The organism is Herbaspirillum sp. B65 (genome assembly GCF_000333555.1).
Classification (GTDB): Bacteria; Pseudomonadota; Gammaproteobacteria; order Burkholderiales; family Burkholderiaceae_D; genus Herbaspirillum; species Herbaspirillum rubrisubalbicans.
In genome coordinates this window covers 1-19,856 of sequence record NZ_BADI01000279.1, presented here as the reverse complement: position 1 = coordinate 19,856, position 19,856 = coordinate 1, and the positions used below count along the sequence as shown (strand labels likewise).

Annotated in this window: 21 protein-coding genes; 14 read left to right on the top strand and 7 right to left on the bottom strand. The window is 62.7% G+C overall.

All coding sequences use genetic code 11. From position 1 onward, the window contains the following. Together I5W_RS07330 and I5W_RS07325 are read left to right on the top strand one after the other, a co-directional pair. A partial coding sequence (locus I5W_RS07330) for an EstA family serine hydrolase (protein ID WP_044528735.1) occupies positions 1-1,100 on the top strand: 1,100 nt, incomplete at its 5' end. Positions 1,101-1,233: 133 nt separating this feature from the next. Beyond that, positions 1,234-2,022, top strand: a complete 789-nt coding sequence (locus I5W_RS07325) for an IclR family transcriptional regulator (protein WP_017450405.1) — start codon at positions 1,234-1,236, stop codon at positions 2,020-2,022. Positions 2,023-2,196: 174 nt separating this feature from the next. On the opposite strand, the gene I5W_RS34005 is transcribed toward I5W_RS07325, so the two are convergent. Next, positions 2,197-2,631 carry an MFS transporter gene (locus I5W_RS34005; protein WP_085946772.1) on the bottom strand — a complete coding sequence of 145 codons (435 nt, stop codon included), beginning with the start codon at positions 2,629-2,631 and terminating at the stop codon, positions 2,197-2,199. Further along, on the bottom strand, positions 2,594-3,547 hold the full coding sequence (locus tag I5W_RS07310) for an SDR family NAD(P)-dependent oxidoreductase (RefSeq protein WP_017450407.1): 954 nt from the start codon (positions 3,545-3,547) through the stop codon (positions 2,594-2,596). Before I5W_RS07310 ends, I5W_RS34005 begins: the two co-directional genes overlap by 38 nt. Positions 3,548-3,808: 261 nt before the next feature. Here I5W_RS07310 and I5W_RS07305 point away from each other — a divergent pair, with 261 nt between their 5' ends. From I5W_RS07305 to folE, 3 genes are all read left to right on the top strand, one after another. Continuing rightward, on the top strand, positions 3,809-4,045 hold the full coding sequence (locus I5W_RS07305) for a hypothetical protein (RefSeq protein ID WP_017450408.1): 237 nt from the start codon (positions 3,809-3,811) through the stop codon (positions 4,043-4,045). A 232-nt stretch (positions 4,046-4,277) separates the two neighbouring features. Continuing rightward, on the top strand, positions 4,278-5,060 hold the full coding sequence (locus I5W_RS07300) for an SDR family oxidoreductase (RefSeq protein ID WP_044528733.1): 783 nt from the start codon (positions 4,278-4,280) through the stop codon (positions 5,058-5,060). A 165-nt stretch (positions 5,061-5,225) separates the two neighbouring features. Next, positions 5,226-5,798 (top strand): GTP cyclohydrolase I FolE, encoded by a 573-nt coding sequence (gene folE / locus I5W_RS07295; RefSeq protein WP_044528732.1) that lies wholly within the window; start codon positions 5,226-5,228, stop codon positions 5,796-5,798. Positions 5,799-5,805: 7 nt separating this feature from the next. On the opposite strand, the gene I5W_RS07290 is transcribed toward folE, so the two are convergent. The 3 genes from I5W_RS07290 to I5W_RS07280 are packed head-to-tail and all read right to left on the bottom strand — an operon-like array spanning position 5,806 to position 8,685. Then, the gene (locus I5W_RS07290) at positions 5,806-6,627 is read right to left on the bottom strand and encodes an HpcH/HpaI aldolase/citrate lyase family protein (RefSeq protein WP_044528731.1); all 822 of its coding nucleotides are present in this window, start codon (positions 6,625-6,627) and stop codon (positions 5,806-5,808) included. Positions 6,628-6,634: 7 nt separating this feature from the next. Next, entirely contained in the window at positions 6,635-7,795 is a 1,161-nt protein-coding gene (locus tag I5W_RS07285) for an acyl-CoA dehydrogenase family protein (RefSeq protein ID WP_044528730.1), read from the bottom strand. A gap of 11 nt (positions 7,796-7,806) precedes the next feature. Further along, entirely contained in the window at positions 7,807-8,685 is an 879-nt protein-coding gene (locus I5W_RS07280) for an FAS1-like dehydratase domain-containing protein (protein WP_017450413.1), read from the bottom strand. Between the two features lie 225 nt (positions 8,686-8,910). Here I5W_RS07280 and I5W_RS07275 point away from each other — a divergent pair, with 225 nt between their 5' ends. The 7 genes from I5W_RS07275 (at position 8,911) to I5W_RS07250 (ending at position 16,136) form a co-directional block, all read left to right on the top strand. After that, positions 8,911-9,660 carry an electron transfer flavoprotein subunit beta/FixA family protein gene (locus I5W_RS07275; RefSeq protein ID WP_017450414.1) on the top strand — a complete coding sequence of 250 codons (750 nt, stop codon included), beginning with the start codon at positions 8,911-8,913 and terminating at the stop codon, positions 9,658-9,660. A gap of 18 nt (positions 9,661-9,678) precedes the next feature. Beyond that, positions 9,679-10,608 (top strand): electron transfer flavoprotein subunit alpha/FixB family protein, encoded by a 930-nt coding sequence (locus tag I5W_RS07270; RefSeq protein WP_017450415.1) that lies wholly within the window; start codon positions 9,679-9,681, stop codon positions 10,606-10,608. Positions 10,609-10,662: 54 nt separating this feature from the next. Then, positions 10,663-12,384, top strand: coding sequence for an MBL fold metallo-hydrolase (locus I5W_RS07265; protein WP_044528729.1), 1,722 nt, complete (start codon positions 10,663-10,665; stop codon positions 12,382-12,384). Continuing rightward, the gene (locus I5W_RS07260; RefSeq protein WP_017450417.1) at positions 12,381-13,142 is read left to right on the top strand and encodes an SDR family NAD(P)-dependent oxidoreductase; all 762 of its coding nucleotides are present in this window, start codon (positions 12,381-12,383) and stop codon (positions 13,140-13,142) included. Before I5W_RS07265 ends, I5W_RS07260 begins: the two co-directional genes overlap by 4 nt. A gap of 83 nt (positions 13,143-13,225) precedes the next feature. Next, a complete protein-coding gene (locus I5W_RS33185) occupies positions 13,226-13,720 on the top strand; it encodes an AMP-binding protein (protein WP_252716930.1) in 495 nt (164 codons plus the stop codon). Beyond that, complete coding sequence (locus I5W_RS07255) at positions 13,603-14,772, top strand: class I adenylate-forming enzyme family protein (protein WP_252716929.1); 1,170 nt, start codon at positions 13,603-13,605, stop codon at positions 14,770-14,772. Before I5W_RS33185 ends, I5W_RS07255 begins: the two co-directional genes overlap by 118 nt. Positions 14,773-14,903: 131 nt before the next feature. Next, positions 14,904-16,136 carry a CaiB/BaiF CoA transferase family protein gene (locus tag I5W_RS07250; RefSeq protein WP_044528728.1) on the top strand — a complete coding sequence of 411 codons (1,233 nt, stop codon included), beginning with the start codon at positions 14,904-14,906 and terminating at the stop codon, positions 16,134-16,136. Between the two features lie 16 nt (positions 16,137-16,152). On the opposite strand, the gene I5W_RS07245 is transcribed toward I5W_RS07250, so the two are convergent. Beyond that, the gene (locus tag I5W_RS07245) at positions 16,153-17,172 is read right to left on the bottom strand and encodes a LysR family transcriptional regulator (protein ID WP_017450420.1); all 1,020 of its coding nucleotides are present in this window, start codon (positions 17,170-17,172) and stop codon (positions 16,153-16,155) included. 139 nt (positions 17,173-17,311) lie between these two features. Between I5W_RS07245 and I5W_RS07240 the strand changes: the two genes are divergently transcribed. Both I5W_RS07240 and I5W_RS07235 read left to right on the top strand, forming a co-directional pair. Then, complete coding sequence (locus I5W_RS07240; protein WP_050010632.1) at positions 17,312-17,830, top strand: gamma carbonic anhydrase family protein; 519 nt, start codon at positions 17,312-17,314, stop codon at positions 17,828-17,830. Between the two features lie 226 nt (positions 17,831-18,056). Continuing rightward, the gene (locus I5W_RS07235; RefSeq protein ID WP_017450422.1) at positions 18,057-18,860 is read left to right on the top strand and encodes an IclR family transcriptional regulator; all 804 of its coding nucleotides are present in this window, start codon (positions 18,057-18,059) and stop codon (positions 18,858-18,860) included. Positions 18,861-18,884: 24 nt separating this feature from the next. Here the strand turns inward: I5W_RS07235 and I5W_RS07230 are convergent, their stop codons facing one another. Then, positions 18,885-19,790, bottom strand: coding sequence for an SDR family NAD(P)-dependent oxidoreductase (locus tag I5W_RS07230; RefSeq protein ID WP_044528727.1), 906 nt, complete (start codon positions 19,788-19,790; stop codon positions 18,885-18,887). Positions 19,791-19,856: the final 66 nt, after the last annotated feature.

Genomic DNA, 19,856 nt, shown 5'->3' with positions numbered 1-19,856 from the left:
GCCACCCCGAGGGAGGGGAGATCGGTGTCCAGGTTGCTGCCTACCTCGACGGCAAACTGGTCATCGATGCCTGGAGCGGTTACGCTGACCAGCAGAGCGGGCGCAAGGTCGATGGCGATACCCTGTTCAACGTATATTCGGTCACCAAGGCGGTCGCGGCTACCGCGCTGCATATCCTCGCTGACCGCGGCCTGATCGACTACGACGCCCCGGTGGTGCGTTACTGGCCCGAATATGGCGCCAAAGGCAAGCAGGCCACGACGGTGCGCGACGTGCTGACGCACCGCGCCTGCGTGCCGCAGATGCCGCTCGGCGTGACGCCCGAACGCATGTGCGACTGGGACTGGATGACGCGTGCCATCGCCGACCTGGAACCGCTGGCGGAACCGGGCACCAAGACCTTGTACCTGTCGATGACCTTCGGCTGGATCGTCGGCGAACTGGTGCGGCGCGCCGATCCGAAGCATCGTTCGCTCGGACGCTTCGTCAGGGAGGAAATCGCCGGGCCGCTCGGCATCACCGACCTCTGGATTGGCTTGCCGGACGAGGCGGTGCCGCGCCTGGCGCGTCACGTCGATGCCATGACGCCGGTGCCGCCCGAGTATCTTCCGCCGCTGTTCCTGGCGTCGATGCCGGACCAGGTAGCGCTGACCCCACGCGTGTTCGACCGCCCGGATGTGAGGCGCGCCGAGGTTGCAGGCGTGGGCGGCATCTTCAATGCGCGCAGCGAAGCGCGGTTTTGGGCCATGCTGGCCAATGGTGGCGAACTTGACGGCGTGCGTCTGCTGTCGCGCGAACTCGTGGCCTCGCTGGCCACGCCGCGCGCCAACAGCGAGGAAGCCGATCCGGTCATGTTCGGCTTTCCGATCCCCATCACGATCGGTGGTTTCTGGTTCGGCGGTGCCCATCCGCCAGTGGCGGCGGCACGCCACGCCCGTGCTCTGTGCCATCCGGGTCAGGGCAATTCGTTCGGGTGGGCCGATCCCGAAACCGGCCTCGCGGTGGCGATCTGCCACAACAAGCTGTTCAACCCCGCCAGCGAAGCCGAGAATCCGCTGCGCCCAGTGGCCGATGCCGTGCACGCGGCCCTGGGCGTGTAGCCATGTGAGATATGGCGCCGCAGTGCAGCGTGTACGCTGCACTGATGGCGGAGGATAGCGTCAGGATGGCAGGCGATCGGTTCTTGGCGAACGCCAGGAAAACCTTGATAAAAATTTCTAAGGGGACAGCGATATGAAGCCGGAACATCCACCCGCCGTCGAGAAGGAGAGCCTCGGCCCACGCTCCCTGATGCGCCTTCTGGGGCTGTTCGATGCACTCGCGGCGAGTTCCGACGGCATGACGCTTGCGGAGCTGAACGTCGCCCTCGATACGCCCAAAAGCAGCCTCCTCAACCTGCTGCGCCCCCTGGTGCTGGAAGCCTACCTGATGCATGACGGGACCCGCTACCGATTGGGGCCAGCCATCTTTCGGATGTCGGCCAACGTGATGGCGGCGTGGAATGTCGCGAAGGTGCTCAGGCCGTTCATGGTCGAACTGAGCAGTGCCTGCAAGGAGACCGTCTATCTCGGCGTACTCGACGTCGAGGAAAAGGTCGTCACGTATGTCGAGGTGCTGGAAAGCGCGCAGTCGGTGCGCTATTCGATGACCGTGGGGCAGCGCCGGCCGTTGTACTGTACGGCCGCCGGACGCGTCCTGCTGGCTCATGCGCCGGCCACTTTCCTCGATACCTACCTCGACACCGTCGAGCTCGCAGCGCTCACGCCAAGAACCAAGAGTACGCGGGAAGCGCTGTTGGCCGAACTGGCACAGATACGAAAGACCGGGATCGCGGTCAGCAAGGGCGAACTGGTATCAGAATCCGCCGGCATGTCGGTGCCGGTCCGCTCCCCGGACGGCACCGTGATCGCGGCGATGGCGATTGGCGCGCCGCTGGAGCGCTTCGAGGCCAATATCGACCGGCTGCGCGAGATACTGTTGGGTGTCGCGCGCCGCGTGAGCGGTTTGGCCGTCCCGCGCTGACCGTGTGCCGCCGTCATGCGGCCGGCGGATACGGCTCGGTGATGAACTAGGTCGTGCACGGGCGTTCACCGGCCTGCAGAGTGGCGCACAGCGGAAGCAGGTGCTCAATCCAGGCAGCGCCCAGCATGGCCAGAGCAAATACCACCGGACCGCCAGCGGCCATCGAGCCGATCGTCACACGGGCACGCAACTGACCGAGGAATATTCCGGCGATGACCGCACCGCCACCCATGCTGGCCAACAACAACCCATAAGCACCGGGCGGACCAGCACCGGCAGCAGGGTCGACGTGCACAGCATCGGGGTGTGGAAAATGATCAGCAGGCGCCGCCGGTCGACCTGGTCGGCCAGCACCCTCGCAGGCAAACAGAACAGGAAAGCCGGTAGCGTGGTCGCCGTCTGGATCAGCGCTACCATCAGTGGTGACCGGGTAAGGCTGGTCATCAGCCAGGCGGCCGCGACGTTTTGCATCCAGACGCTGATGTTGGCCGCCAGGATGCAGATCCAGATCGTGCGGTAGAGAGGATGCGACAGCCGATGGCGCGTTGCCGCCTGATGGTCGGGGAAATGGTCAGCCCTGTGCGGCGATCTGTTTTGCCAGAATTGCAAATTCGTCGTTCAGCGAGCCGGGCACATCGAAACGTTCGTAAGAACTGATCTGGTTCCAGTGCGCAGCGATATCGTCCACCGTCGCCGGCGTGGTGCGCGGCCCGCGCCAGCCCTCAGCAAGGCCGACAAAGGCCCGCGCATAACGGCCCCAAGTCGCCGAATAGATGGCATGGGTGCTCTCGCATTGCTCGCTCGCCAGGTAAACGGCAAGCGGGGTGACGAATTGCGGGTCAAGCGAGTTGCCCACGATGGAGGCGACGGCGCTGAATTCCTCCGCAACCTGTTTCAACTGTTCAGGTGGCATCGCTGCCGCCATACGGCTGGCGGCGACCGGCAACAGAGCGTTGCACAAGACGCCATGGCGCTGGCCTTCCAGTGACAGAATGTTCATCAGGCCGATCAGACCGGCCTTGGCGGCGCCGTAGGCGGCCTGCTCCGGATTGCCCAGCATTCCGGCCGCCGACGAGGCAAACACGACGCGCCCATAACCTTGTTTCTTCATGAGCCGGTAAGCCGGTTGCGTGACGTAAAAGGCACCCTTCAGGTGGACATCGATGATCGAATCGAGAAGGGCGTCGTCGATGTCCTCGAATGGCGCGTTGCGCAAGTGGCCGGCATTGTTGATGACGATGTCCACGCGTCCGAAGGCGTCAAGCGCCGCCTGGACGATCGCCTCGCCGCCCGCACGGGTGCCGACCGAATCGTAGTTGGCGACGGCCCGTCCACCGGTCGCCTTGATCCGGTCGACGACGGCGTCGGCCATGGAATGCGACTGGCCGCTGCCGTCGAAAGTTCCGCCTAGGTCATTGACAACGACGGCGCCGCCGCGTTTGGCGATTTCAAGCGCATAGGTACTGCCGAGGCCGCCACCGGAGCCGGTGATGATTGCAACCCGGTTGTCGAAACTGATGCTCATGCTGTCTCCTTGAATGTCGATATGCGCCGCTTTCTGCATATTGTATATATGCGAACGACGTTCTAAAATTATAACGCAGCTTTCTCTGTGCGAGGGAGGGGACGAAGGATTTCCTATTGGGCTGTGATGCCGGGTCGCGACGATAATAAAAAAATATAAGCAACTAAACGAATACTGTTCTATTATTGAAATGCAGTCTAGGTAAGCCTGACTGCGCAAGCCATGTTGAAAAAAATGGCATCGACTTTACAGGAGACCAGCATGCGCACCATTCGCGTTTTGCCGAAAGCCCGCTTTGACAAGCATGGCGCCCGCCCTCGTTCAGGCCGTCTGATCGTTGCGCTGGCACTCACGCTCGCACTCTCGCTGGTGGCTATTGCAACCGGCACCACATCCTCGACCGAAAACCCCGGCCCCTTGATTGGCCTCGGCAGCCATTCTGCCCAGTTCACCTTGCACACTGATCCAGTGGTGTACATGCTCGAGAATCAGCACTGATACGGACGCGCCACCGGCCTAGCGACGGCGCTCCTGCAACCATGATCGGATCTGTCCTTGCTTGGCCGCCGGTACGCCGGCGCCTGCGACTTGGCGTGGATATGATTTGGATTTGGTTCTAATATAACAACAACGTTCATAAATTGGATGAATTTATGAGGCGCGTCAATTCCGCAGTCGCAATCGTGCGACTTGCGTCGGATCGACTTGAGCAATAGAAATAGAGGAATGCATGAAGCAATTCGCACTGGGTGGAAAAATCGCGCTCGTCACCGGTGCGTCACGCGGGCTCGGCTTCGAAATGGCGCGAGCGCTTGCGTCGGCTGGCGCGACAGTGATACTCGCAGCGCGCGATGCCGCGCGTCTGGTCGAAGCGGCCTTGCGGATTCGCGCCGAAGGCGGCAGGGTAGACGTCCAGGCGTTCGACCTGACGGACGAAAACGGGATCATCGACGCGGTCGCGGCAGTACTGGACCGGCATGGTCGCATCGATATCTTGCTCAACAACGCTGGCGTCTGCATCTGGAACGACTTCGCCACGTCGACACTCGAAAGCTGGCACCAGACGATCAATACCAATCTCACGGCGACGTACCTGCTGGCACGCGAAGTGGCGCGGCCGATGATCGCGCAGCGCGGGGGGCGCATCATCAATGTCGGCTCCTTCGTCTCTACCAAGGGCCGGGAAAAGCTGCAGGCCTATGTTGCCAGCAAGCACGGTGTGGCGGGTCTCACCAAGTCGCTCGCGGCGGAACTCGGCCAGCACGGTATCCGTTGCAATGGGATCTGCCCGGGGTATTTTCTGACGGATATGGCGGAAACCGTCACGGCTAACCCGCGCATGATGGAAACGGTGCGCAGCCATATCTCTGTTGGCCGCTGGGGTAACCCGGAAGAACTGGGCGGGGCTGCGATCTTTCTCGCGTCCGAAGCGAGTTCGTATGTCAACGGGCACATGCTGATGGTCGACGGTGGCGTCGCGGACATCCTGTGTTTTCCGATGTCGGTTATCTAAGGTGAGTGCTCAATAATATTTGTGAACGATGATTGAATATGTGAATATTTGTCGACGGGCCGGCCTGGCCTTTGAGCCCTCCTATGGCGGGCTTTTTTTTCGGCGGAGTTCATTGATGGCGGCCCGGTCATCCGGCAGGCCGCTGTTTCCCAAGGACGAAATGAAATGAAACAAAACGATGATTTTTCCGAACATGACTGGCGCCGCCTCCTGCGTCATCTCGGCGAGGATCCCGACCGTCAGGGCCTGCACGACACGCCCCAGCGGGTCAGCCGCGCGTGGCAGCACTGGACCTCGGGCTATGAGCAGGACCCCGCCAGCATCCTGAAGGTGTTCGAGGACGGCGCTCAGGAGTACAACGAATTGATCGTGGTGCGCGGTATCCCGGTGTATAGCCACTGCGAACACCACCTGGCGCCGTTCTTCGGGAGCGCGACCGTCGGTTATACGCCCAATGGGAAGATCATCGGGCTGTCGAAGATGACACGCCTGGTCGACTGTTTTGCCAAGCGGCTGCAGGTGCAGGAAAGGCTGACGATGCAGATTGCAGAAGCGCTGATGGAGCATGTGGCGCCGCTGTCGGTTGGGGTTGTGATCCGCTGTCGCCACATGTGCATGGAGAGCCGGGGCATCCGTACGCCTGCTCAGGAGACGGTGACCTCGGCCCTGCTGGGAGAGATGCGCAACAATCTTGGACTGCGCACCGAGTTCCTGGCGCTGGAGCGGGAGAAGGGCTGATTTCCGTTCAGTCCAGCCGGCGCTGCGCTTCGGCCACCATGCGCCGGGCGATCGCCAGCACCGGTAGGTCGACCATCTTGCCGTCGACCGCGACCGCTGCTCCGGCGCTGGCTGCCGCTGCTGCCAATACTCGCCCCGCCCAGCTCAGCTCGTCGGGCGTGGGCGCAAAGCCGCGGTTGACATGGCCGACCTGGTGCGGATGGATGCACAGCTTACCGCCGAATCCCCCGCGCCGGGCACGCAGGGTGTCCGCCTCGACTAAAGCCGGGTCGTCCAACGAGGTCGTGACGCCGTCCACCGGCGCTGCGATACCAGCCAGGCGCGACACCAGCACAAACTGCGACCGGAAGTACTGCAATTGCTCGCTGCTCTCGACCAAACCCAGGTCGAGGCAAAAATCGATCGTGCCGAAGACCAGCCGCTCCACGCCCACGGCCTGCGCCAGCGTATGCGCGTGCCAGAAGCCCCGCGCGCTTTCGACCAGCGGAAGTACGGCGCGTGCTCCGGCATTTACAACGGTTGCGATATCGTCGGCCGACTCCGCCTTGGGCAACACAATGCCCGCCACGCCTGCCTTGGCACATAGCGTCAGGTCATCGCGGAACCACGGCGTCTGCACCGCGTTGATCCGCACTAGCACCGTTTGTGGCGCATCGTCCAGCCATGCGGCGAGGGCCTCCCTGGCAGACGCCTTTTCCTCGGGCGGAACAGCGTCTTCCAGATCGACGATGACGACATCGGCGCCGGCCGCGCAGGCTTTGGCATAACGCTCTGGCCGATTCCCCGGCACGAACAAGTAGGAGCGGGCGATTCCCGCGGTGGTGTCCATGCAAGCCTCAGAAGGAACGCGGCAGTCCGAGCACGTGCTCGGCCACGTGCGACAGGATCAGGTTGGTCGAGATCGGCGCCACCTGGTAGAGGCGCGTCTCGCGGAACTTGCGCTCGACGTCGTACTCGCAGGCGAAACCGAAGCCGCCGTGGAACTGCAGGCAGACGTTTGCCGATTCCCAGGAAGAGTCGGCGGCGAGCATCTTGGCCATGTTTGCCTCGGTGCCGCAAGGCAGGTGAGCGTCGTACAGTTCGCAGGCCTTATAACGCATCAGGTTGGCCGCCTCCAGGTTGACATAGGCGCGTGCAATCGGGAACTGGACGCCCTGGTTCTGACCGATCGGGCGGCCGAAGACGACGCGGTCGTTGGCATAGCGGGTGATCTTGTCGATGAACCAGTAGGCGTCGCCGATGCATTCCGCGGCGATCAGCGTGCGCTCGGCGTTCAGACCGTCGAGGATGTATTTGAAGCCCTTGCCTTCCTCGCCGATCAGGTTCTCGGCTGGGATCTCAAGGTTTTCGAAGAACAGCTCGTTCGTTTCGTGGTTGACCATGTTGAGGATGGGGCGCACGGTCAGGCCGTTGCCGATCGCCTCGTGCAGGTCGACGATGAAAATCGACATGCCTTCCGATTTTTTCTTGACCTCCGCCAGCGGCGTGGTGCGCGCGAGCAGGATCATCAGGTCCGAGTGCTGGACGCGCGAAATCCACACCTTCTGTCCATTGATCACGTAACGGTCGCCCTTGCGCACGGCTGTCGTCTTGATCTTGGTGGTGTCGGTGCCCGTGCTCGGTTCGGTGACGGCCATCGATTGCATGCGCAATTCGCCGCTGGCGATCTTCGGAAGATAACGCCGTTTCTGCTCTTCCGAGCCGTGACGCAGCAGGGTTCCCATGTTGTACATCTGGCCGTGGCAGGCGCCGGAATTGCCGCCGCTGCGGTTGATTTCTTCCATGATCACCGAGGCCTCGGTCAGGCCTAGGCCCGAGCCGCCGTATTCCTGGGGAATCAGGGCCGCCATCCAGCCGGCCTTGGTCAGCGCGTCGACGAATTCCTCTGGATAGGCGCGTGCCTCGTCGATCTTGCGGAAGTATTCGGCCGGGAACTGGGCGCACAGGGCGCGTACGGCGTCGCGGATGTCGGTGTAGTTGTCGGGTCGGAGTGGCATGCTTGGCTTTCTTATCGGGTAGGGAAGGGAGCGGCCAGGATGGCGGTGGCCTGCATCGCCAGTTCGCCGCGGATGTTCTCAGCCCACAAGTGTAGGGTCTTGCCATCAGCGTCGGGCTGGCCGCGTAGCGTGAAAGGCTCGGTGTCGAACAGTGGGCTCAACGCCCGGAAACTGAACTCGGCGAGTCTGGCATCGGGTATCCGGCGCCGCAGCAGATCGGCCAGCAGCGTCGCGATCAGGGGACCGTGCACCACGAGGCCGGGATAGCCTTCGACGTCGGTGGCGTAGGCCCGGTCGTAGTGGATGCGATGGCCGTTCAAGGTCAGCGCCGAATAACGGAACAACAACACCGGATCAGGAACGACCTGGCGCTCCCACGCCGCCTCACGTGGGGCGGGCGGACCGGACGGTGCCGGACTGCCCGGCTGCGGCGGGTCGCGGTAGACGATGTCCTGCTCTTCACGAATCGCCACCTCCGCGCCGTACCTGATCTCATGGCCAACGGTGACGAAGGCGAGACGGCCGCTGCGCCCGTCCTTCACCTTCAGGTCGAGGATCGTCGAGGTACGCTGCGCGCCTGCACCGACTGGCAACGGAGCGTCGAAGCGCAGGCGGCCCCCTGCCCACATGCGGCGTGGCAGCGGCACTGGTGGCAGGAAACCGCCGCGCTCGGGGTGGCCGTCGCTGCCGATGCGGGACTGCGGGGCGGCTTGCCAGAAGTACATCCAGTGCCAGAGCGGCGGCAAGGCATCGCCGGGTAAGGGCGCGACCGGCAGGTCGAGGCATGCCGCCAGTGCGACGGCGTGGGCCACATTCAACTCGTCGGCGGTGGTTTCCTTAGTGCCGACCCATTGTTGCAAGTGTTCGATGTTGAAATTGTCATCAGTCATCGGGAAAACGCCGTGCGGCTCCTAGTCGTTGTTTGAAAAGGGCGAAACCGAGCGCCATTCTACGATCTCGATAACGCATCCGCAATAAAAATGAACAATGTTCTATTTATTGAACAAGGCATTGCGCGATGCAGTCCCCGTAGGGGTTTACGTGTCATCGTTCTGATATATAATCATCGTTCATATTTACAAACCGTACGTTTAGTACTGAAAGAGGGTAAAGCCATGAAAATTCTGGTGCCGGTCAAGCGCGTGGTTGACTACAACGTCAAGGTCCGGGTCAAATCGGACGGCTCGGGTGTGGACCTGAACAATGTCAAGATGTCGATGAATCCGTTCGACGAAATCGCGGTCGAGGAAGCAATCCGCCTGAAGGAAGCGGGTGTCGCCAGCGAAGTCGTGGTCGTATCGTGCGGCGTTGCCCAGTGCCAGGAAACCCTGCGCACCGCGCTGGCGATCGGCGCCGACCGTGGGGTGCTGGTCGAGAGCGACGAGGACTTGCAGCCGCTGGCCGTGGCGCGCCTCCTCAAGGTGTTGGCCGATCAGGAGCAGCCTCAATTGATCATCCTGGGCAAGCAGGCCATCGACGACGATTGCAACCAGACCGGTCAGATGCTGGCGGCACTGCTGGGCTGGCCACAAGCTACCTTTGCCTCGAAAGTGACCATCGCCGATGGCCGCGCAAGCGTCGTGCGCGAGGTCGATGGAGGCCTGGAAACGCTGGGCCTGGTCCTGCCGGCGATCGTCACCACCGACCTGCGCCTGAACGAGCCGCGCTACGTGACGCTTCCCAACATCATGAAGGCCAAAAAGAAGCCGCTGGAAGTCAAGACGCCCGCCAGCCTAGGTGTCGACGTGACTGCGCGTCTGAAGACCCTGAAAGTGGTCGAGCCGGCCAAGCGCTCGGCCGGCATTCTGGTGCCCGACGTCGCCACCCTGGTCGCGAAGCTGCGCACTGAAGCCAAGATCATCTAATTTACCGAAGGAGCCATCATGGCCGTACTCGTCATTGCTGAACACGACAATGCTTCGCTCAAGGGAAGCACACTTCATACCGTCACCGCCGCCGCAGCTTGCGGCGGCGAGGTGCATGTGCTGGTCGCCGGCCACTTGTGCACGGACGCTGTCGCAGCAGCGGCCGCGATCGCCGGCGTAGCCAAGGTCCTGGTGGCCGATGCTCCCCACCTGGGCGACGGCCTGGCCGAAAACGTCGCCGAACAGGCGCTCGCGCTGGCCCGCGATTACTCGCATGTGCTGGCGCCGGCGACTGCCTACGGCAAGAATATCCTGCCACGTGTTGCCGCCAAACTGGGCGTGGGTCAGATTTCGGAAATCACCAAGGTCGACAGCCCGGACACCTTCGAGCGGCCAATCTATGCAGGCAACGCGATCGCCACCGTGCAGTCGAGCGAGCCGATCAAGGTCATCACGGTGCGCAGCACCGGCTTCGACGCCGCGGCCGCCGGCGGGAACGCGACGATCGAGCAGGTACCGGCCGTCGCCGACAGCGGCACTAGCGTGTTCGTCTCGCGCGAGCTGGCCAAGTCCGACCGTCCGGAACTGACCGCAGCCAAGATCATCGTTTCCGGCGGACGCGGCATGGGTTCGGGCGAAGCCTTCAAGGTGCTCGAACCGCTGGCCGACAAGCTCGGCGCCGCGATGGGTGCGTCGCGTGCCGCAGTCGATGCCGGCTACGTGCCGAACGATTGGCAGGTCGGGCAGACCGGCAAGATCGTCGCTCCCGCCCTGTACATCGCAGTCGGCATCTCGGGTGCGATCCAGCACCTGGCCGGCATGAAGGATTCGAAAACGATCGTGGCCATCAACAAGGATCCGGAAGCGCCAATCTTCGGCGTGGCCGACTATGGCATCGTGGGCGACCTGTTCGAAATCGTGCCGCAGCTGGTCGCCGAGCTGGGCTGATCCGATCACGGCGGTGCGCAGTGCGCGTCGCTCCTTTTTGAAGAGGCTCGCGACATGCGCGAACTGGGTGATATGGCCGCAGGTGGCGCCCCGGTGCGGCCGCGTCCTGCGGCGACGGTGGTGATGGTGCGCGACGGCGCGCAGGGGATCGAGGTTTTCCTGGTGCAGCGCACACGGCAGGCCAGGTTCATGGGCGGCATGTATGTCTTTCCGGGCGGCGCGCTCGATCCGGCCGACGGCGGTCCGGACTACGCAGCGCTCGCATCGGGCTTGGACGATGCCCGCGCCAGCGCCATGCTCGGCATCGATCGGGGCGGCCTTGCCTACTGGATCGCGGCGCTGCGCGAATGCTTCGAGGAGTCGGGATTCCTGTTCGCCAACGAGGCTGACGGCACGCCGGTACGGATCGAGGACGCCGCCGCCAGGGCCTGTTACGCCGACGCGCGCGAGCGGATGGCGGCCGGCACCCTCGATCTCGTGGGCCTGTGCCGCGCGCGGCAGCTGACGCTGACGCCGGAGCGGCTACTGTACTTCAGCCATTGGATCACGCCGCTGGGCCTGCCCAAGCGCTTCGACACGCGCTTTTTCGTGGCACAGGTACCGTCCGGCCAGCACGGCGCCGCCGACCAGCGCGAAACCATCGCCCACGGCTGGATGCGCCCGTCCGACGCACTGGCGCGCGCCGCCGCCGGGGAGATCGAGCTCGCCTTCGCCACCGTGCGCACGCTTGAGGCGCTCGCCGGATTCGCGGACTGTGCCGGCATGATGGCACATATGCGCGAGCCCGCCGTCATCCAGGCGCAGCAGCCGCGCGTGGCCCGCAATGGTGATGCGCGCCAGGTCCTGCTCGAGGGCGACCACGCCTTCGCCGAAGTCGGCCTGCTCGACCCGTTGGGCAAGGGCGACGCATCTTGCGTAATCGTGCCCGGGGTAGCGACCCGGCTGTCGGCACGGGTGCGCCGCATTGCCGCGCCCAACTCGGGCCTGATGACGGGACCGGGCACCAACAGTTATCTGATCGGAGAGGGCGACGACCTCGTCGTGATCGATCCCGGCCCCGCGCACGCGGCCCACGTGGATGCGCTGGTAGCCGCCGCGCAGGGACGGGTGCGTGCCGTGCTGGTTACGCATACCCATCGCGACCATTCGCCGGCTGCGCGTCTGTTGGCGGCGAGGACCGGCGCCGAGTTGATCGGCATGACAGCGCCGGCGGGCGCGTTCCAGGACCATGGCTTCGAACCGGACCGGGTCGTGGCGCACGGCGACAGGCTGGTCTTTGGTGGCGTAACCCTGCGGGTGTTGCATACCCCGGGCCATGCGTCGAATCATGTGTGCTATTTGCTGGAAGAGGAAGGCATGCTGTTTAGTGGCGACCATGTCATGCAGGGCTCGACGGTGGTCATCGACCCGCCGGATGGCGACATGGCGGCCTACCTGGCATCGCTAGCGGCGCTGCAGGAGGTGGACATCGAAACGATCGCGCCCGGCCATGGCTTTCTGATCGGCACGCCGCGCGCCCATGTCGCCCATCTGGTGGCGCACCGCCTGGCACGCGAAAACAAGGTGCTGGGCGCGCTGCGGCGTGCCGAACCGGCCGCCATCGAACAACTGCTGCCCGTCGTCTACGATGACGTGGCAGCCGGGCGCCACGCGCTCGCGGCGCGCTCGCTGCTGGCGCACCTGCTCAAGCTGCAGGCCGAGGGCTGGGCGCGGGAAGTGCCGCGCGGCTGGGTGCGCGTGGATCCGCATTTGTCAATGAACGAGGAGGGTGCATGATGGGTATCCTGCAAGGCAAGGTAGCAATCATCACGGGCGGTGGTCAGGGCCTCGGGCTCGGCATCGCCCATGCGCTGGCAGCCGAAGGCGCGCAGCTGGTGCTCACGGGACGCACGACGTCAACCCTGGACAGCGCAGCGGCGGCGCTAGCCAGGCACGGCGTTGAGGTCGTGACCGCAAGCGGCGACGCGCGCCTGCGTGCCGACGCCGATGCCGTGGTGGCGCAGGCGATCGCCCGCCTGGGCCGGGTCGACATCTTGGTCAACAATGCGCAAAGCAGCGCACCCGGAGTCGCACTGGAAATGATCGACGATCCCACGTGGGAGCAGACCCTGGAGTCTGGCCTGTACGGCAGTTTCTATTTCATGCAAGCGGTCTTTCCGCATATGCGCAGGCAGGGTGAAGGTCGTATCGTCAATTTCGGTTCTCTGACCGGGATCGAAGGCACCCGTGGCTTTGGCGCTTACGCGGCCGCCAAGGAGGGGATACGCGGCTTGTCGCGCGTGGCGGCCCGTGAGTGGGGCCGCTACGGAATCAATGTCAACGTGATCTGCCCCGCCGCGATGACCGAGGCGAGCGCGCAATACTTTGCCGCTTATCCGGCCGAGAAAGAGCGCTACCTGAGCACGATCGCCTTGGGGCGCATGGGCGAGCCGGAGCAGGATATCGGCCGTGCCGTCGTATTCCTGTCCGGCCCGGACTCGCGCTATATGACCGGCCAGACCATCAATGTCGACGGCGGGCAGGGGATGTTGTAGGTCATCAGGGGGCGATATGCAAAACACCATTCAAATGTTCCATTGCATCACAGGGGCATGTAACGGCAACAAGGAATCCGACCATGGCAACTCTTGGGTATGCGCTTGAACGCAATGCCAGACTTTACCCCGAACACCTCGCGCTGATCTACGGCGAGCAACGGCTGACCTATCGGGCTCTGTACGAGCGGGCCAGCCGCCTGGCGTCCGCGCTCGCGAACGTCGGGTTAAAAAAGCAGGACCGGGTGTCGATGCTGGCGATGAATTGTTCTGTGTACCTGGAATATTATGCGGCTGCCGAATTATCCGGGATTATCGCGGCGCCAGTGAATTTCAGGCTGGCTGCCGCCGAGATCGAGTACATGCTCAACGATGCAATGCCGAGCGTGCTGTTTTTTGAAGGCAGTACCTGGGTGTCATTGACGGCATACGTTCGCGCCTGCATGACATCAGGCTCTACGTGTGCATCGATTCCGCCGATCTGCCGTCGTGGGCGGTACATTATGAAGACCTGCTCGCTTCGGGCAGCCTCGAGGGTGCGCCGTTCCGTGCGACGGACGAGGATATCCTGCACCTGATCTACAGTAGCGGCACCACCGGCCGGCCGAAAGGGGTGATGCGTACGAACCGGGCGGACGCGGCGATGGCCGAGGCCATGGCCGGCCAGTTGGGTACCAGTCTGGAGGCGCGCGTCCTGCTGATGATGCCGCTCTTCCACATCGGTAGCCGGTCCCTGCAGATGCCGACATTCTGGATGGGTGGCACTGTCGTGCTGCACCGGAGTTTCGATCCGCAAGCGGTCCTGGAAACCATCGAGGCGCAGCGAGTCACACACACGCACATGGCGCCGACCATGGTGCAATCCCTGCTGCAGGTGCCGGACCTGCCGCGTTACGACCTGTCCAGCCTGCGCCTGTTCCTGTACGCCGCAGCGCCGATGCCGGTGTCCGTATTGCGCAAGGCGATCCAATACATGGGGCCCATCTTCGCCAACGGTTACGGCATGACCGAAGGTAATGCCACCTGCCTCTATCCGAGCCAGCATTACATCGATGGCACGCCGGCGCAACAAAGCCGGCTGGGCTCCGTTGGCCAGCCCGTGCACCACGCCAGCATTCGTATCGTGGACAGCCAAGGCGTGGATTGTCCCTGCGGCGAACCGGGCGAAATCTGGTTGAAGTCGAATACGCTGTTTTCAGGCTATTGGCGCAACGAAGCAGCGACCCGCGAGGCATTCGACGATGGCTGGTACAAGACCGGCGATATGGGGCGCATGGATGAGCAGGGCTTCATCTACCTCGTGGACCGCAAGAAGGACATGATCATCACCGGCGGCGAAAACGTCTACTGCCGGGAGGTCGAGGAAGCATTGATGCAGCATCCTGACGTCTACGAGGCGGCTGTCATCGGTGTGCCGGATTCGGTCTGGGGCGAGTCGGTCAAGGCCGTGGTCGTGCTGAAGGGAGGATGCCCGGCGCGGCCGGAAATCATCATCGAACATTGCCGTACGCTGATCGCGCGCTACAAATGTCCCAAGTCGGTCGAGTTCGTCGGGGAGCTGCCTCGTTTGCCCAGCGGCAAGATCAGCAAGGTTCAGTTACGCGCGCAGTACGTTCCTGCTCATCCTTGACGCAGTGCCTGCTCATCCTTGGAGGAACCGCCGCCGCTGGGCAAGTTGGCGCCGCGTTCTATGTCATGGACTGGGTCGACGCATTCGGTCACGCCGTCGATATCGTTTTTCAATGAAAAGAGCAGAATATTATGGCAACCAACCCTTTATCCCAGATCCGCGTCATTGACATGAGTCGTGTGCTGGCAGGGCCGTGGGCAGCCCAAATGCTGGGTGACCTTGGCGCCGAAGTCATCAAGGTGGAGCGTCCCGGCAAAGGCGACGATTCGCGCCAGTTCGGCCCCCCCTTCCTGCAAGACAGGGAGGGTAGGGATACACGTGAATCGAGTTTTTACATCAGCACCAACCGCAACAAAAAATCGATCACCTGCGACATCGCCAAGCCGGAAGGCCAGGCCCTGATCCGCTCGCTGGTTGCACATTGCGACATCCTCGTGGAAAACTACAAGGTCGGCGACCTGAAACGCTACGGCCTGGATTATGAGTCGCTCAGGGCTGTCAATCCGGCGCTGATTTATTGCTCGGTCACCGGCTTCGGTCAAACCGGGCCCTACAGTCCGCGGCCGGGTTACGACTCGATCTTCCAGGGGATGGGCGGATTAATGAGTGTCACCGGGAACCCGGACGACGTTCCCGGCGGCGGCCCGATGAAAACCGGCCCCAGCCTGGCCGACATCATCTGCGGCCAGTACGCGTCTTACGCGATCCTGGCGGCCTTATATCATCGCGATGCCAATGGCGGCGAAGGCCAGTACATCGACATGTCGCTGCTCGATTCGCTGATCGCGTCGACCTCGCATTACGCGAGCCAGTACCTGGTGTCGGGCGATGTGCCAGTGCGCCGCGGTACCGAGGGTAACGGCGGTATGCCATCGCGCCTCTTCCACTGCCTCGATGGCGACATCATGCTCGTTGCCGGCAACAATGAACAGTACCGGCGCTTTTGTGAGGTGCTCGGGTATCCGGAACTGGCGACCGATCCGCGCTTCGCCGAGAACATCAACCGCGTGATGAACCGCCGCGCGCTCGCTGCCGTGTTCGAGCCGCTGGTGGCGCAATGGAAGATGCACGACCTGTTGACCGCGCTCGATGCGGCTGGCGTGCCGGCCGGGCCGATCAATAACCTGGAGCAGGCATTTGCGGACCCCCATGTACAGGCGCGCCAGATGTGCGTCGAGGTAGAGCATCCGCTGTCGGAACACAAGGTCAAGATGGTTGCCAACCCGGTGAAGTTCTCTGGAACGCCGATCACCGCCTATGCACCGCCGCCGATGCTGGGACAGCACACGGATGCCGTGCTCGGCGAATTGCTCGGCATGAGCAGCGCGGACGTAGCGGCGCTGCGCGAACGCAAGGTCATCTGACGCATCGTTCGCGGCGCTAGGCGATATACGCGTTGAAATCCTGTGGCAATTCGTCGAGCTGGCGCGATCGCTTCAGCAAAAAGTCGATCAGGACCTGGAGTTTCGGCGTCAAATGCTTGCGGTGCGGGTATTGAACCATCACATGCAGCGGAAACGAGCCATTGACCAATACCCGATAGTTCGGCAATACGACCTTGAGCTGCCCCGTGCGGAGGAAGGGCAGGGCCATCGCAATGGAGACGGGCGTGATGCCGATGCCCGCCAGCGCCGCATGCACGTGGACGTCGAGCTGGCCGCTGACGAGCAGGTTGCTGGAGGGCGTGAACATAAAATCGTTCTCTTCAGTCATCGTCGTGGCGGATGTGTAGAGGTAGTCGCCGATGTCCGGCCCGCCGCCCTTGCGCTCGATGACCGATATGTTCCGTACGCGCCAGTGCTGTATCGTGCGCTCGGGCTTGCGCACATTGATGCAGTCGTGTTCTACGAGGTCTTCGGGACGGCGTGGTATCCCCTTGCGTGCCAGGTAGGCGGGGCTCGCAAGCAGGACGATGGGTACCGAGCACAGGTAGCGCGATGTGAGGCCGGTCTCGCCGGTGACGTTATAGCGCACACCGATATCGAATCCGCCCTCGAGCAGATCCGTGAATTCGTCGGTGAATTCTATGTCAAGCTGGATTTCTGGATAGCTTTGCAAAAATTCCGCCAGGAGCGGAATCAGGCAATACCGGCCGAACGTGGCCGAGGCCTGCATCCGCACCAGCCCCTGCGGCCCCCGCATCGAGTTTTTCAGCGCTTCCACCGCGTCGTCGATGCCGGTGTGCAACGCATTGATCTTCTCGAAGAAATCGCGTCCCTCGGTCGTCAGCTGGATCTGACGGGTTGTGCGCTGCAATAGGCGCACGCCCAGCTCCTTTTCGAGCCGAGTAATGCTCTTGCTGATCGCTGGCGGCGTTACCCCCAGTTGATCGGCGGCGGCGGTAAAACTGCCGCATTTGACGACCTGGATGAAGGGGATCAGGCTCTGGAGGTTGGTCATGGCGATTGATGACTTTAATTCACTAGAGTATGCCATGAGAGTCGCTTTTTTATCCCGTAAAAGTGGGCGTACTATCAATGTGCAGAGACAGCCCACCACAAATTGCCGTCGATGAACGGCAAACTTCCAGGAGACAGCTGTGACGATTACCTCGAAAGCGTATTCCAAGCCCAGGCAGCCGGGATCGGACGAACAGGCAACGGTAGCAAAAAATGCCACTATCTGTGGTGACGTACAGCTCGACCCGAGCTGTCGCGTCCTGGCACGAGCGGTATTGCGGGGCGAGGGAGCGCGCGTTGTCATTGGTGCGGGCACTACGGTGCAATCGGACACGGTCCTGCACGCGGATCCCGGGTTTCCCCTGCACGTCGAGCGCAACGTCACGATCGGCCATGGCGCCATCCTGGTCGGGTGCACGATCAGGGAGGGAACCCAGGTTGGCATGCAGACCGTGATCGAAACGGGTGTCGTCGTCGGCCGCAATTGCGTGATCACGCCTGGTGCCTACCTCAAGAAGGGCCGGGTGTTTCCCGACAATTCCCTTATTGTCGGCGCACCGGCGCAGGTCATGCGCACCTTGAAACCGGCGCCAGCCGTTCATCATCCACAGACGGATGTTGCACATCCGCCCCGCGGTCTCGAAGCAGCCTTGTGCTGACGCGGCGCCGAGGCGCCATCTTCCGCTCCGAAATGGAACATCGATAACCGCCGACGCGTACGCGTCGGCGGTTATCGGCGCTTCCTAGTGTTCCGTCATACTTTACGATAGAATTCATTTATATGAACGAAGGTTGGAACGCAGCGGCGTGGCCGTTGCCCGGCCTGATACGATATCGGACACATGTGGTGTATGGTGAAGGCCGTGCAACCCCTAAAGGAAAACTATGAAAGCGGAAAATTTGGCAGTGGTCGAAAAAGACATGGGCGGTCCACGTTCGCTGATGCGCCTGCTCGGGCTGTTCGACGCACTTGCCAGGCTGACCGACGGCATGACGCTGGCCGAATTGCACGTCGTGCTGGAGACCCCCAAAAGCAGCTTGCTGAACCTGTTACGGCCGCTGGTCGCGGAATCCTACCTGATCCACGACGGCGTGCGCTACCGGCTTGGGCCGGCGATCTTCCGGATGTCGGCGAATGTGATGGCGGCCTGGAATTTCTCCAAGGTGCTGCGTCCTTTCATGACCGAAATCAGCGAAGGCTGCGATGAGACGGTCTATGTCGGCGTGCTCGATGTGCAGGAAAAAGTCATTACCTATGTCGACGTCATCGAGAGCGCGCAATCGGTGCGCTATTCGTTGTCCGTCGGCCAGCGCCGCCCGCTGTATTGCACGGCTGCGGGCCGGGTACTGCTGGCCTATGCGCCGGCCACCTTCATCGAAGAATACCTGCGCACCGTGCCCCTCGAAAAGCGTACGCCGAACACGGTGAGCACCAAGAAAGCATTGCGCGAAGAGTTGGCACGGATCCGCGAAACCGGCATCTCCGTCAGCAAAGGCGAGTGGGTGCCGGAGTCGGCGGGGATCGCCGTGCCGGTGCGCGCGCCGGATGGCCAGGTGATTGCCGCGATGGCGATCGGCGCGCCGGTGGAGCGCTTCAGCAAGCGCTTCGACGAACTGCAATCCGTCCTGCTCGACGTTTCCCGCCGCGCTTCCGGCTCGATCATCGAGAGCCGGGAAGCGGTGTTGTAACTGTCGTTGCGCCCTGCCCAGGGGTCAGATCGGATCCCAGGGCGTGAGCTTGAGCGATGGGACGTTCGGGAAAAAGCTCGACTCGAAGGCGGGCATGACCTGCTCCGCGATGGCTTCCGGGGTCCAGCCGCCATCGCGATGCAGCGAACGGATCATGCGGATCTGGTTGAAGAAATAGATCTCGTTGGCGCGCACCCCAAAGATCTGTCCCGACACCTTGGCGGCCTGGTCGGAGGCGAGATACACGGCGAGCGGCGCGATCTTGCCCGGCTCCATCTTCTTCAGGATTTCAACGCGCGCTTTTTCCTCGTCGGTCTCAGCAGGGATGCCCGCCGTCATCGCGGTCCATGCCCACGGTGCGATGCAGTTCGACCGGATATTGTATTTCGCCATATCCAGCGCGATCGACTTCGACAGGCCGACGATGCCCATCTTCGCCGCCGAATAATTCGCCTGTCCCAGGTTGCCGATCAGGCCCGAGGTCGACGTCATGTGGATGAAGCTGCCGCTGTTCTGGTTCTTGAAATGCGGCGCGGCCGCGCGCGCGACGAAGAACGAGCCGTTCAGGTGCACATCGACCACCGCGCGCCATTCGGCTTCGCTCATGTTGAAGAAGAAGCGGTCGCGCACGATGCCAGCGTTGTTGACGACGGCGTCGATACGGCCGAAATGGTCGAGTGCGGCTGTTACGATCTGGTGCGCGCTGTTCCACTCGGCCACGCTGTCCGTGCTGGCGACGGCCTGGCCGCCGGCCTCCTTGATTTCATCGACGACCGTCTGCGCTGCGTAGACGCCCGTCTCCACATTGCGGCTCAAGTCGTTGACGACGACCTTGGCGCCATTGGCGGCAAACTGCAACGCGAAATCGCGTCCGATACCGGCGCCCGCGCCGGTCACCACGACCACTTTGTCCCTGACCATCTCACCCATTGCTGTCTCCTGCGGCATCCAAGCCGATTGAATTTCCGTGTAGGTAATCGCGTCGCTCACATAAAA